Origin of the sequence: Teredinibacter haidensis, assembly GCF_014211975.1 — a bacterium.
GTDB lineage: Bacteria > Pseudomonadota > Gammaproteobacteria > Pseudomonadales > Cellvibrionaceae > Teredinibacter > Teredinibacter haidensis.
This window is the reverse complement of record NZ_CP060084.1, coordinates 3,135,313-3,149,169: the sequence shown is the minus strand read 5'-3', so window position 1 is coordinate 3,149,169 and position 13,857 is coordinate 3,135,313. Positions and strand designations below refer to the sequence as shown.

Sequence of the window (13,857 nt, the reverse complement as noted above, 5' to 3'; positions counted from 1 at the left end):
TTCTTCGCTCCTTTTTGTGCATTCGCTTCGCTCATTGTTGCACAAAAATCCACTACAACCGCTGCGCAAATGAGCAAGGCGTTAGGTCTCCAACCGGTGAAGAGAAATATATGGATATTTTTGAATTGAAGAGGAAGTTGCTTTAGATGAGTGATGAATTTAAAGATACGTTCCTTGAGGAGTCATCAGAATGGATCTGTGAGAACTATAGTCTCGACATTCGTTTTTTTTCTATTAAAGAAAACGGAAATATTTTAATGCAGGCTTGTTCCGTTAGTTTAAATCCATTGCCGCTAATACACGACAACAGCTTTATTATAGAAACTGATTCCTTTGTAATTGGACAGTTACAAAAGAATGATATGAGTAAAGAGTATCTTATCGATTTTGTTGAGTGTTGCTCTAAAGGGACTGTTAATGTATACGACAAAGAGATGGCACTTAAGCCTGATCCGTCGCTTCGTTACTATTCAGAAATGCTTCATACGGATAAATGGTTTTATAACCTTCACCTTAAAATATCAGGCCACAATATTTATCTTCCACAGAAAAATGAACTTCGCAGAATTGAAAATGAATTGAGATCGTCTACACCTCCATTTGATGGTTTAAATGACGCTCTTGGTTGGCTAGATCTTGGCGGTTTACATTTATTGGGGTCTAGATCAAGCGAAATAAACATATGGATCAATCCACCAGTAGAGCTGAATTTCGAGAACTGTTCGTTAATTAACGATGGCCTGACTGTGTGCCTAAAGGCACATCCAGATTTTGATACAAATACAGCTCAAGTAGCTATCTGCCCAATTCCAAGGGAACATGTGAGTTCAAGAAGGCAGATTACGACAGAAATTAAATGGTCAATTTCGGAGGGTCAATACAAAGAAGGAATTGCGGAAATTAGCCTAAAAGGTGCTGATAGTGTCCTAATTATACTACTTATAAACGGCGGCACAGTGAGAAGACAATGGCTTCTCGATGCTAACAAAGCAAGAAATAACAGGCAGATTCCAGTTCAATATTTCGACAAAGAACTGAAAATGGCTAGAAGAGCCGTTTTTGACTTGCCGGATTCGAATAAATTTGAAGAAGGTATTGCGCTTCTATTATTTATGCTGGGGTTCACTCCAGCTGTACAGCTTGAAACAGACTCACCAGATTTGATTGCTTATACCCCCGGTGGAAAACTAATTTTAATAGAATGTACCACGCGAATCGCCGATTTTTCCTCTAAGGTAGGAAAGTTAGTTGATCGGAGAGGAGGATTAGAAAAATCACTTAAGGAAAGTTCTCATCATTCAGTTGTCTATGGTGCCCTGATATGCAGACTACCTAAAGATCAAGTTGCGACATCTGGAATAGATTTGCATGAAAATAGAATAATTCTTCTCACCAAAGAAGATCTAGAACAAGGCTTCAATTTGATCAGAAATGGCGTGGATCCTGACAAGCTAGTTGAAGATGCAATTAATAGCATGGGCGATGATGAAACGATCCCATTTAATTTCGACAAATGACCTAACAATCAAAGGCACCGGACGCTTTCAGCGCCGGTGCTTTGGGCGTTAGTGTGCTATCAGCATTTTTGCTTAGCTGGGCATCATCAAAATATTGTAGGGAAGTATGAGAGAAAGCCTTAAATTAAAGATTATTAAAGTTTGCGACGACAAAATTGAAAAAAAAGGTACGAATGTTGGCTTGTCGTTCTACGCTTTTTTCGCGAATAAAAATGATGATCCTGAACTGCTAATGGAAGCCGCTGAATGGTGGATTATGACGCATAAATTAGATCATTTTGAGAAGGCATTAAAAATCAAAAAAATGGTTGAATCGCTCTAATGTTAGTAATTCAACATAAAGTAGAGAATCACACTAACAAGGCCAGTCAATCTGACCTCCGTAAGCTGTCTTCTTTTTTGCAAAAACACGCAAAAAAGCAGCCACCTCACTCCGTCAGTTGCTGGCGGCGTTAGCAGTCTTTTATAGTCAATATTTACAGTTAGATTTTTGTGAGTTTGACTCATTCGTTTTCTCTTCACAATTAATTAACGTCATGCTTTTACTTATTACTCCAAAAACAATAGATTGATTATGGCAGTGAAATAGAGGCCTAAGCCAAAGACTAGATGAGTTAATAAACTGCGAAAGCGAGCCACATTTGGCTTAGGGGTCTTGGCTGCGGCAATACCGAAACCAAAGCAAGGCTGTATTATAAAAAAGGGAAAAGCTACGGTTAATGCGCCAAATGTTATCGCAGGCACTATAGATGGCTCAATCAACCATTTATTTCCGGTAAATATTATTAGTGCTGCCGCAAATGTAATGCCGATCAAATAGTGTGATACCCAACCGATTACTGACTCTAACGCAACTGGCTTCACCATACTGATATTTTCATGACAAAATGCACCTCTAGGTATATTTGCTAACCAGCGACCGACCAAAGCATAATTAAGTGGAACAATACCCAAAATACGCTGTAATAGAATGCCCCAAAGATCCATTACCAAGGTTGCACCAGTGCCAATAATGACAGAACTGGTAAACAGTCTAAATAATAATTCATCATTCATTAAATAATTCTCTCTTAAATTTTGTTATAAAAAGTTAAATTTACAGCTGATATCAAAACTTGCTTTAATTTGGTGTTTCAGTGTTAGTTCGCTATGATTACACTTCAAGTTAACTTGAGGTCAAGTGTAAATGTTAAAAAAATCCTTAGATATTGGCGAAGTAGTAAAACGCGCGGGATTGCCTGCATCAACTTTGCGTTATTATGAAGAAAAAGGCTTAATTAAATCAGTTGGCCGACATGGGTTGCGGCGTATGTTTGATGTCAGTGTACTGCATCGATTATCCTTGATTTCATTGGGGCGACTTGCAGGTATGTCGTTAGAAGAAATCAATACGATGTTTTCTCGCGATGGTATTGCAAAAATAAATAGACAACAATTATCAAATAAAGCGGATGAGTTAGAGCAAAAGATTATGCATTTAAGTACAATGCGTGATGGTCTGCGACATGCGGCAAGTTGTCCTGAGCCAAATCATTTTGAATGCCCAAAGTTTAATCAAATGCTTCGTCTTGCTAATCGTCAAATAAGAGTGTTAAATAAAAAGAGTTGAAGTGAATTTAATGGATATGATGAAAGAGTATCACGACTGCTAACAAGAACATCAAACGGAAAAATTACAGTTGGCTGTTTTCGTTCCTCAAACATTATAGCCAACTATCATTTTCCGCTTATGTAAGCGTTATAAGCGCTCGTAGTTGGTTGTAAAGTTTTTACGTGTTTCAATTGAACTCTGAGTTTTTCTGAGAGTTTTGTGGAATCACCTTTACGTTAAAAGGCCGCCTGTCGGCCGCCATAGTTTGAGATTAAGAGTGTTCGTTCCCGGTGCGGGTAATGCCAGCCAAACTAAATTGTTAAAGAACAACAATATAGTTTGGCTTAGTAAATAATTTGTTGGTGGTTGTTTGACTTCGTTTCAACCATCTTTGCGTGGGCTAAGTCAAAATATTGAAGCAGGCTCTTTGAGTAAGGCATTGTGGTCCTCACTAGCAGGTTCAGTGCGGTTCCGCTTATAACAAATTACTTAAACATCGTTCCGGCCGAAAAGACGGCCTCCACTGGACGCAGCAAGCTGCGCCGTTTAGCAAAACGTTATAAGCGCTCGTAGTTGGTTGTAAGGTTTTTCAGATATTTCAATTGAGCGCTGAGGCCCCTGAGGGTTTCGTGGAACCACTTTTAGGCTAAAAGGCCGCCTGTCGGCCGCCAAAGTTTGAGGTTAAGAGTGTTCGTTCTCGGTGCGAGTTATACCAGCCAAGCTAAATTGTTAAAGCACAACAATATAGTTTTGCTTAGTTAATCAGTTTGTTGCTGGTTGTTTGGCTTCGTTCCAACCATCTTTGCGTGGGCTAGGTCAAAATATTGGAGAAGGGTCTTTGAGTAAGGTATTGTGGTCCTCACTAGCAGGTTCTGTGCGGTTCCGCTTATAACAAGTTACTTAAACATCGTTCCGGCCAAAAGACGGCCTCCACTGGACGCAGCAAGCTGCGCCGTTTAGCAAAACGTTATAAGCGCTCGTGGTTGGTTGTAATGTTTTTACGTGTTTCAATTGAGCAACGAGCTTTCTGAGAGTTTTGTGTAATCACTTTTAAGCTAAAGGGCCGCCTGTCGGCCGCCATAGTTTGAGATTAAGAGTGTTCGTTCCCGGTGCGGGTAATGCCAGCCAAACTAAATTGTTAAAGAGCAACAATATAGCTTGGCTTAGCCAATCAGTTTGTTGCTGATTGTTTGACTTCGTTCCAACCATCTTTGCGTGGGCTAGGTCAAAATATTGAAACTGGGCCTTTGGTTAAAGTATTGTGGTACTCACTAGAAAGTTCAGCGCGGTTTCGCTTATAACAAATTACTTAAACATCGTTCCGGCCAAAAGACGGCCTCCACTGGACGCAGCAAGCTGCGCCGTTTAGCAAAACGTTAGCATTTAGGGAAACTCCACGGATGGGTGTTATAAAAATAACTAAAATAATTTGTCTCTTAACGTTACTGTTTATGCTATTTTCTTGTGAAAATGAGACATGGATTAAACCTGAATCCAATTCTTTGGGCTGCTCTGACTATTTATCTATCAAAAGTCCAGATGGAACTTTGTATAACAATGTCTGGAATAAGAAAGCAGCAAAAAGCTATAAATGGACTCAATGCCTTGAGAAAAATCCGATCATCGGTGGTGAAATATATGGGTGGTCATGGGATTGGCCCTCCTCAAACAATGTTATTTATGCTTACCCACAAATTAAACTTGGAAGTTCCCCTTGGGATCCAAAACCACTTGTTGATGACCAGTTTCCGTTGAAAATATCGGAATTAAATGAACTAACTATTTCTCATGATGTTTTAATCGATACAAACGGTCAACATAATTTGGCAACTTCAATGTGGCTAATTGACTCTCCTAATGAGGTAAAGAAGTTAAGTAAATCCTCAATAATGGCTGAATTAATGATTTGGACATACTCTACACCAGAGCACTTTAATCCTGCTGGTAAGTTGTACGATACTTTTAAAGCAGGAAATAAAAACTGGGAAGTATGGGTAGAGAAGAATTGGGGAGACTTATCAGGAGAAAATGATAACAAATGGACATATGTTACCTTTAGAGCAACGAATTCAGATCTAAAGAGTAGCTTTAATGCTCTTGAACTTATTCAATATGCTATTGAAAAGGATATTCTGAAACAAGAATGGTATATTTCTGATATCGAATTAGGAACTGAAATTATGAGTGGTGCGGGCATTGCTTGGATTAACTCCTTTAATGTCGATTTCAAGTAAAAAAATGCTAACAAGACGTTCAAACGGACAAATAACAGCTGGCTGTTGTTCGTGCCTCACACATTTTAGCCATCTATTATTTGCCGCTTAACGTGGCGTTAAGCATACGGAGAATTAATGAAGCACACATCTGTAATTCATAGAAGGGACTTGGCAATAGGCACGTTTTTTACACAAATAAGTATGACCTTCAATAAGGTTTTGTATTCATTTTTTGCTGTTTTCTTTGCTTATGGTGAGTGGAACTCGCTGTTTAGTTCTTTCGGTGTAGTAGAGGTACTTTTTTTCGTATACTTATTTTTCTTCTATTTAATACTCATCTTGTTTTTTGTTGGTAGCTTCGGCGTTGCTATGGCTTTATTTGGATCTATGTTTAAAAAGGGTGTTCTCGGTTCACATGATTTTGAGTTCAATGACGATGAGTTTGTCGAGTCTACTGAATATAATAAATCACATCACAAATACAACGCCATATCGAATGTCTTTACTAGGCTAGGCACAATCTACATTACGATGCCTGGTGCTCAATGGCACATTTTACCAAAACGTGATTTCGAAAATACCCAAAGAAGAGATGAATTACTTAGTTTTTTACGTGAGGCTAGAAATGCTTAACAAAGCCATCAATTTGACCGTCTTACGCTGCGCTTCAGGCGGCAAATTATGGCGGCGTTATAACTAATTCGAGGATACGTTTTGAGGCTTCTACCCAATAGCTGGGCTAAATCCACACAACAGATTTTAGTTGTAGCGTTGATTTTTATAATTGCTTTATTCGGCATTAGCTTTTTTCCGCCATCGGAAGAAACAATAAATCCTCAGTATTTTCTCTGGTATGTCTACGGGCCAATACTTATTGTTGTTTATTCTTTGGCTATTACTTCCTTCTTGTTTAGTTGGGTTGTAATAATTAAGAAAAAAATTATTAGAGGGCTTTCATACCTGGCTGTTTCTACTGGGTTGTGTTTATTTTGCATGGTGGTTTTACCGAATGTTTATCCGTTATAACAAGCGCATCATGGTTCAGCCGCTTCGCGTCTTGGACTCGCAAAAAGCTGCGCTTTTTACTCGCCCCATATGCGAACGTTAGGCAACAAAAAAAGGAATTCACATTAGATGATTAGAATTATATTACTTCTTACAGCATTTCTATCAAATGCATCCCTTGCTGCAAGTTTTGATTGCAGTAAGGCTGACCGAGAACTAGATAAAACAATTTGCTTGAATAAAAATTTAAGTAAACTTGATGAGGATATGTCTTCCTATTATTTTAAACTTAAAGAAACCCTTAATGAGAAAAAGTCCGATAAATTCCTTAAGAATCAAAGGGTATGGCTAAAGCAGAGAGCAGTAGAGTGTGGTTTCAATGATGCTACTTGTCTAGTGGAACTTTACAAAACGAGAATTCTAGAGCTTAGAAAGGAACACGAAAACCTTATTCCATATACATATTCAAAGAAAAGTATGTTTCAAGGTGTGAAAGGTGCGTGTAGCTTTGATACTGAAGTGATTTTTGATGATACAAAGATTTATGCTGGCGGATCTTATAGCGGTAAAAAAATCAACTTTCAAATCGATCAAAGTGGGCATCAAGCAACTCAATTTGAGGTGATTGTTAACTCTCCCAATAATCCAGTAGCATTAATTTTAGGGGCTTATGAACCCTCTGTTTGGAATATAGCCTGGACACAAGGAACAAAAATATCTGCTGTTGTTGCCACTGGCTATCATAGGCAAGCCGTTGCAGGTCTACCTCAAGATACACCAATATTAATAAGTTCCTATGATAATCGTGGCCCGTGTGGTTACGTCTATGTAGCAGAAAAAAATCTAAGGAAAATTAACCCTCTGTCTAGGAAGGTTTTTAATAAAGATGTGACATTAGTGCATTATGCCAGTAAAGGTAGCTTGGTTTTTGGTGACCAGATTAATCATAATGACAAATTGTTTACATCTAAAGATACTCCACCGGAATTATTCTTTGATAAAACCGTTCCATTAGCAGGTCAGGCCGGTTTAGAAGATTTTGTCAGGAAGGGATTAATTCGAAAAGCTACTGTACAAGACTCTGAGCGGTGGGCACAAATGAAAGCTGAGATGCATAAAGATGAATTGCCGCCAGTAGCTTCAGGCTCTATCTCATCAACATTTCGACCAAGAAGTATTCATAACGGGTATGTAATACTTAAGGAAATTACTATTCCTTCAGGCCTATACGGTGGTAATTCTGCCACTTTCTTTTTAAACAAAGGTGTTCCATTTCCGAAGGGAAAACTAGGCCATTCTACGTTGTATAATTTCAATACCAAGTCTTGTTCGGGCACTGGCTGTCGTAGATAGTAAATGCCTAACAAGGGGCTGCAATCTGACTCCGCAACCTGTCACTTTTTGTGCAAAAAACCGCACAAAAAGCGCCAGTTCGCTACGCAGTTGAGCCCGGCGTTATGGCGGGTTTAAATAATTTGTATATCGTTCTTGAATTCGTAAGAATTTGAGAGTTCGCAGTTTAGTAAGTGCCATCGTCGAGAAAGAACAAATAGTTTCACTCGGCACAAGAAAGTAGCCAAGTGGTTACAATAGAAAGCATTGGAATAAGGTGAGAGCAAAACCATTCGTTCCTTGGTTCACCGTTTAAGATTTCACTGCGAAACAAAAGTGGGTGGCTCGCATCTTCAAGGCTTCATCAAGAAGGTACGAACTAAAATAATAGTAGTTTAAGCTAGTTGGGTTTTTAATAGGCTAAAGTTCCGCGTTCGCTCCACAAAGAGCGTTGTAGGAACTAAGTGCCGCCCAGCTCATAACAAATCGCTGCACTCGGACGCATATTGCTACGCTCGTTTTTATGTATGTCGCGGTGCTCCATTTTACATAAAAACGCTCTCCGCAATATGCGCCGGTGAGCTCGGCGTTATGCAAGAGAGTATTAAATAGAGAAGTATATGAAGAATGAAAATCTATTTGATAGTAAAGGAAGCAAGAATTCTCACAAATCATGGAGATCGATTGCCGAATCAAGGGAAGGATACAAAAGAGAACTTTGCAATCAACTATACTCGAAGTTCAAGCCGTATTCGGACAGAGATTTTAAACGGAAATTCGAGTTAGAGTTCTTTTCGGCTTTTTGGGAGATGGATCTCGCCTGCAGCCTACTTGATAGCGGCTTTAAACTATCAGAACAATATAGCGGAAATAAAGGGCCTGATCTGTGTCTAATCAATACCGGTGGAAATCGAATTTGGATCGAAGCGGTCTGCGCAACCAGAGGAAACTCATTAGATGAGGTTTCACTAGGCGAGCCCGGTCGGGCCCTGCGTATTGATAGTGAAAAAATTATGCTGAGGTTAACCAGCGCTATTTATGATAAAGATAGGAAGCATAAGCATTATTTAGAGCAGTGTATATGTAAAGAGGCTGAACCATTCATAATTGCAGTCAACGGTTCGCTGCTCACACCGGGCCCTGGACTCGATGATTTCACGCCCAGGATCGTAAAAGCTGTGTTTGAGGGTGGTAGCGATAAGTTTATTTTTGATAAAGCTACAGGCTCAGTAGAATCTAGACAAATTGATTATCGACCGGAAATAGATAAATACAATAATAATTCGATTTGCACGAATTTCTTTCGAATCAAGGAATTTGAAAATATTAGCGCTCTGCTGTTCTCAGAGAGTTCTCTTTGGTCAAGACCATGTGAAACTGGCAGTGATTATGTGATAGTTCATAATCCATTAGCGGTAAACCCGCTACCAGAAGGTTATTTCCAGTTTGGGTCGGAATATATGCTGAAACAGAGTAAAACCGAGAACGAATCGTTAAATATTAATAATTATAGGAAAATGGAATACCTATATGAATAAAACGGCAGGTTTGCATAACAAACCGCTGCACGCCGACACATACTGCTACGCTCATTTTTGTGTGTCGCTGCGCGCCACTATACACAAAAATGCTCTCCGCAGTATGTGCGGGTGAGCGGGGCGTTATAGCGGTCTTTAGCATTTTACATTTTTAAGTGAGTCTCAAGTATCCCTTGCCTTACTTCGTAGGGACTTGGCCAAGCAGTTGGGTCGTAAATTACGAGATTCGGCATCGCTAACGTAGTTTCTTTATCGTTGGTGGTATTTAACTACGAGTCTTTGCCAGTTTGGATGTTGTGCTGTTGCTCTGCTTTTGTCAGTAGTGGTAGTGATTAAAGGAAAGTAGGGGCGGGCGGTTTGGTCGTTATTGTCGGCAATGGCTTTGTTAGAGAAATGGGGAAGGTTTGTAGGTATGAACGCTGCCTTGCTATAACAAAGTCATCAAACCTGACACTTTTTACTCCATTTCATGTTGTGCATGCCTGCGGCATAGTTGCACAACATTACATTACGTAAAAAGTGCAGTTTATAACAACGTTATAGCGGTCTTTAGCATTTTACATTTTTAGGTGAGTCTCAAGTATCCCTTACCTTACTTCGTAGGGGCTTGGCCAAGCAGTTGGATCGTAAATTGCGAGATTCTACATCGCTAACGTAGTTTCTTTATCGTTGGTGGTATTTAACTACGAGTCTTTGCCAGTTTGGATGTTGTGCTGTTGCTCGGATTTTGTCGTTGGTGGCAGTGTTTAAAGGGTAATAGAGCGGGGCGGTCTGGTCGTTATTGTCGGCGATGGCTTTGTTAGAGAAGTGGGGAAAGTTTGTAGGTACGAACGCTGCCTTGCTATAACAAAGTCATCAAACCTGACACTTTTTACTCCATTTCATGTTGTGCATGCCTGCGGCATAATCGCACAACATTACATTACGTAAAAAGTGCAGTTTATAACAACGTTATGGCGGGTTTAAATAATTTAGTTGTGGTTCCAGAATATTTTCTAATTTGAGAGTTCGCAGTTTAGTAAGTGCAAGCTTCGAGCAAGAATAAATAGTTTCACTCGGCGCAAGAGTGTCACGAAGTGGTTACAATAGAAATCCTTGGAATAAGGTGAGTGCAAAACCATTCGTTCCTTGGTTCACCGTTTGAGATTTCACTGCGAAACAAAAGTGAGTGGCTCGCATCTTCAAGGCTTCATCAAGAAGGTACGAACTAGAATAATAGTAGTTTAAACTGGTTGGGTTTTTAATAGGCTAAAGTTCCGCGTTCGCTCCACAACGAGCGTTGTAGGAAGTAAGTGCCACCCAGCTCATAACAAATCGCTGCACTCGGACGCATATCGCTACGCTCGTTTTTATGTATGTCGCGGTGCTCCATTTTACATAAAAACGCTCTCCGCAATATGCGCCGGTGAGCTCGGCGTTAGGCGTAAATTTTATGAAATTATTATCCGCTATATTTTTGGTAATCTTTGTTGGTGCATACGCTTCGGCAGAAGAAGAGTTGAATTGTGAATACTTAGTCGGTACTTGGGTTGGTAGTAGTTTTGAGTACAGCATACAATCCCAGAAAACGTTTCAATCCACCTTTAATAAAGATGGAACATTTGAAATGGTATTTAACTTTGCTGATGGCGTTGTAGATGAATCACAGAAAGAGTCTGGGGTGTGGGAGTGTGATGGGAGGTATGTTGTAGAGCATACGCTGATAGTTTCTGAAACTGAAGTTGAGTATGTAGACTTGTATGAATATTTGGAGTTAACAGCGTCTTATAGCAAGTACAGAGCTGTTCTAGCTAATTGTGATGATGTTATTGGGGATTGTAATGGAAAGCTGTATGAGTCAGTAAAAATTCGTTAGCCTAACAAAGCTATCAAATTGACCACCGAAGCTACGCGCCGTTTGGTGTATTTGCTTCGCAAATTATCACACAAAACGTCACTCCACTTCGGTGGCAATTTATAGCGGCGTTAGTAGCACCTAGATATTGAGCAATGGAAATAGAAAGCGAAATACGACAGGCAGAGGCCATTCTTGATGCACTTGGCTGGTGTTCTGATGAAGAACAGTACGACGTTTTACTTAGTATGGCTAAAGCGATTTTAAAGCCGTATTGGATTAAATCACACCCGAGAGCGCTTTGGCTAAAATCTGGAATGCCGAACCTTGCTGAAGATTCGCTACCTCTTGAAGATCAAAAGGTAGATGAAATGTACGAAAATCTTCTACGTCTTGCTGCAGAAGGTGGCTGTCCGGAGGCGCAATACAGACTTGGCTGTAATCTTTATGATTCTGGGAAAGTAAGAGAAGCTATAGAGTTCTATTTTAAAGCTGCACAAGAAGATTCTGCGCCAGCACAATGGTGTTACGGTTTAGATGTCTTGCACGGCAATGGAATTGATGGAAATGAAAAAGTCGGCCTCAGTTATATTCGAATGGCCGCTGAACAACGTTACGAGTATGCAGTTGAATTCATGATTGATGCTTATAAGAATTGTAAATATGGTTTCAAAAATAATGAATCAGAGCAACAAAAATGGCAGCGTATCTTGCCATTCTGCGAGTATCGCTACTAACAAGTCAAAGCACGCGGACTTGGTAAAGCTGTCACCTTTTTTGCTCCAAAAAAGCCGCCAGCTTCACCAAGCCGGTGTTTGAGGCGTTATAACGGTCTTTAGCATTTTACATTTTTAGGTGAGTCTCAAGTATCCCTTACCTTACTTCGTAGGGGCTTGGCCAAGCAGTTGGGTCGTAAATTACGAGATTCGGCATCGCTAACGTAGTTTCTTTATCGTTGGTGGTATTTAACTACGAGTCTTTGCCAGTTTGGATGTTGTGCTGTTGCTCGGCTTTTGTCGTTGGTGGCAGTGTTTAAAGGGTAATAGGGCGGGGCGGTCTGGTCGTTATTGTCGGCGATGGCTTTGTTAGAGAAATGGGGAAAGTTTGTAGGTATGAACGCTGCTTTGCTATAACAAAGTCATCAAACCTGACACTTTTTACTCCATTTCATGTTGTGCATGCCTGCGGCATAATTGCACAACATTCCATTACATAAAAAGTGCAGTTTATAACAACGTTAAATGTTTCAAGGAGAATTGGGTATGAATCCACTAAAAAAAGCCAAAAGAAACATGAAGAGGAGTGTTGCTAAAGCTACAGGAATTCCGACAACTAAATCTGGACGTAAGCGTAAAGCTGACTCGATGATGGGGCAGGTAATAGTGGTATTTTTAATCATTGGAGTAATTGTGTATTTTTTCTCTGGCGGAAGTGCAGCGTAGAAAAAGTAGTTTTTGAGCGTTATATACCAAGGATAGAATGGATAATATAAACGAAATACACTGGCATGATTCTGAAATTGAATCAGTCATAGAGATTCCGGCTAAAGATTATTTGATCTACAATATTCAGTATCCTGAAAGCTGGGATCAAAATATTTTTGTGCCAAAAGAAGTACGATTCAGTGGCTATCACTCCCATTTTGTCGAAGAAATTCCATTCGAGGGCAACCCAACTATTCTGGCTGTATCAGTTATAAAAGAGGAGGGTGGCTATACAACCATAAAATTGGAGACCAATGCTGGCAATCGCTATGTTACGGCTAAAAATATTGAAATTGGGCCTCAAAGTGTCAGCATTTAACAAGGCAATCTACCTGACCCCAAAAGCGTCGCTGGTTTAGTTCTTCATTCCGCTACGCTTTATTATAAACTAAACCAGCGCCACTTTCGGGGCAGGTAATTGCGGCGTTATAAACGCTCGTAGTTGGTTGTAATGCTTTTACGTGTTTCAATTGAACGCTGAGCTTTACTGAAGGTTTTGTGGAATCATTTTTAAGCTAAAAGGCAGCCTGTCGGCCGCCATAGTTTGAGATTAAGAGTGTTCGTTCTCGGTGCGAGTTATACCAGTCAATCTAAATTGTTAAAGAGCAACAATATAGCTTGGCTTAGTCAATCGGTTTGTTGCTGGTTGTTTGACTTCGTTCCAACCATCTTTGCGTGGGCTAAGTCAAAATATTGAAGAAGGGTCTTTGAGTAAGGTATTGTGGTCCTCACTAGAAAGTTCAGTGCGGTTCCGCTTATAACAAATTACTTAAACATCGTTCCGGCCGAAAAGATGGCCTCCACTGGACGCAGCAAGCTGCGCCGTTTAGCAAAACGTTAAATGTCACGATATCTGAAAGATCTAAACTATTAATGGAAAGAAATATGAAGAAGTTATTACTTATTGGAATTCTTGGAATTTTTAGCACCAATGTAATTGCTGGTGATGTCTGCGATAAGGCGTCTAAAGAGTTTGCGCAGGCTGTCGAGGTATATAAGAAAGAAGGTGGCACAGCTTTTATGAAGCGCGTTCTTAAAAATGGTCCATTAGAAAATGACACGAGATCATTGAGTCAGGCGCAAGCACTAGGGCAAATCGAGCAATTTTTCGGCCCTATAGAAACAGCTTCGGTTTTAAGCACAAAAGCTCTCGGATCAAAATCATGCTATATCATCGGCATATTGGAGTATCAAAATGGGCCAGCTTTTGCGGTAGCAAACTACTACAGTGGCTCAAAAGGCGTTGGTGCTACATCAATGTTTTTCCAAACAGAACCCGAAAAAATATTACCTAAGCAGTTTCTTGTTCAGTAAAACATTTAACAAGCTAAGTCAGCAGG

At 39.9% G+C, this 13,857-nt stretch carries 13 protein-coding genes; 12 read left to right on the top strand and 1 reads right to left on the bottom strand.

Going from position 1 to position 13,857, the window contains the following annotated elements; translation table 11 throughout:
- Window positions 1-146 precede the first annotated feature (146 nt).
- Window positions 147-1,517 (top strand): hypothetical protein, encoded by a 1,371-nt coding sequence (locus H5715_RS12515; protein ID WP_075188413.1) that lies wholly within the window; start codon window positions 147-149, stop codon window positions 1,515-1,517.
- Between the two features lie 106 nt (window positions 1,518-1,623).
- On the top strand, window positions 1,624-1,839 hold the full coding sequence (locus tag H5715_RS12510) for a DUF6500 family protein (RefSeq protein ID WP_075188412.1): 216 nt from the start codon (window positions 1,624-1,626) through the stop codon (window positions 1,837-1,839).
- Window positions 1,840-2,066: 227 nt separating this feature from the next.
- Here H5715_RS12510 and H5715_RS12505 read toward each other — a convergent pair whose 3' ends face one another.
- Window positions 2,067-2,573, bottom strand: a complete 507-nt coding sequence (locus tag H5715_RS12505; RefSeq protein ID WP_075188200.1) for a DUF2938 domain-containing protein — start codon at window positions 2,571-2,573, stop codon at window positions 2,067-2,069.
- 130 nt (window positions 2,574-2,703) lie between these two features.
- On the opposite strand from H5715_RS12505, the gene H5715_RS12500 reads away from it, so the two are divergent.
- The 10 genes from H5715_RS12500 to H5715_RS12455 all read left to right on the top strand — a co-directional run bounded on the left by H5715_RS12500 (window position 2,704) and on the right by H5715_RS12455 (window position 13,831).
- Entirely contained in the window at window positions 2,704-3,126 is a 423-nt protein-coding gene (locus tag H5715_RS12500) for a helix-turn-helix domain-containing protein (protein WP_075188199.1), read from the top strand.
- 1,382 nt (window positions 3,127-4,508) lie between these two features.
- On the top strand, window positions 4,509-5,342 hold the full coding sequence (locus H5715_RS12495; protein WP_139309768.1) for a GH12 family glycosyl hydrolase domain-containing protein: 834 nt from the start codon (window positions 4,509-4,511) through the stop codon (window positions 5,340-5,342).
- A gap of 117 nt (window positions 5,343-5,459) precedes the next feature.
- Window positions 5,460-5,957 (top strand): YcxB family protein, encoded by a 498-nt coding sequence (locus tag H5715_RS12490; protein WP_075185457.1) that lies wholly within the window; start codon window positions 5,460-5,462, stop codon window positions 5,955-5,957.
- A 501-nt stretch (window positions 5,958-6,458) separates the two neighbouring features.
- Window positions 6,459-7,682, top strand: coding sequence for a lysozyme inhibitor LprI family protein (locus H5715_RS12485; RefSeq protein WP_075185003.1), 1,224 nt, complete (start codon window positions 6,459-6,461; stop codon window positions 7,680-7,682).
- A gap of 599 nt (window positions 7,683-8,281) precedes the next feature.
- Window positions 8,282-9,199, top strand: a complete 918-nt coding sequence (locus tag H5715_RS12480; protein WP_075187880.1) for a hypothetical protein — start codon at window positions 8,282-8,284, stop codon at window positions 9,197-9,199.
- Between the two features lie 1,432 nt (window positions 9,200-10,631).
- Complete coding sequence (locus H5715_RS12475) at window positions 10,632-11,054, top strand: lipocalin family protein (RefSeq protein ID WP_185906528.1); 423 nt, start codon at window positions 10,632-10,634, stop codon at window positions 11,052-11,054.
- Window positions 11,055-11,188: 134 nt separating this feature from the next.
- A complete protein-coding gene (locus tag H5715_RS12470; protein WP_075188192.1) occupies window positions 11,189-11,770 on the top strand; it encodes a tetratricopeptide repeat protein in 582 nt (193 codons plus the stop codon).
- 525 nt (window positions 11,771-12,295) lie between these two features.
- Entirely contained in the window at window positions 12,296-12,475 is a 180-nt protein-coding gene (locus H5715_RS12465; RefSeq protein WP_075186519.1) for a hypothetical protein, read from the top strand.
- Window positions 12,476-12,512: 37 nt separating this feature from the next.
- Entirely contained in the window at window positions 12,513-12,836 is a 324-nt protein-coding gene (locus H5715_RS12460; RefSeq protein WP_075186518.1) for a hypothetical protein, read from the top strand.
- Between the two features lie 566 nt (window positions 12,837-13,402).
- Window positions 13,403-13,831: a hypothetical protein gene (locus tag H5715_RS12455; protein WP_075187539.1), complete on the top strand. Its 429-nt coding sequence runs from the start codon at window positions 13,403-13,405 to the stop codon at window positions 13,829-13,831.
- The last annotated feature ends 26 nt before the right edge of the window (window positions 13,832-13,857 follow it).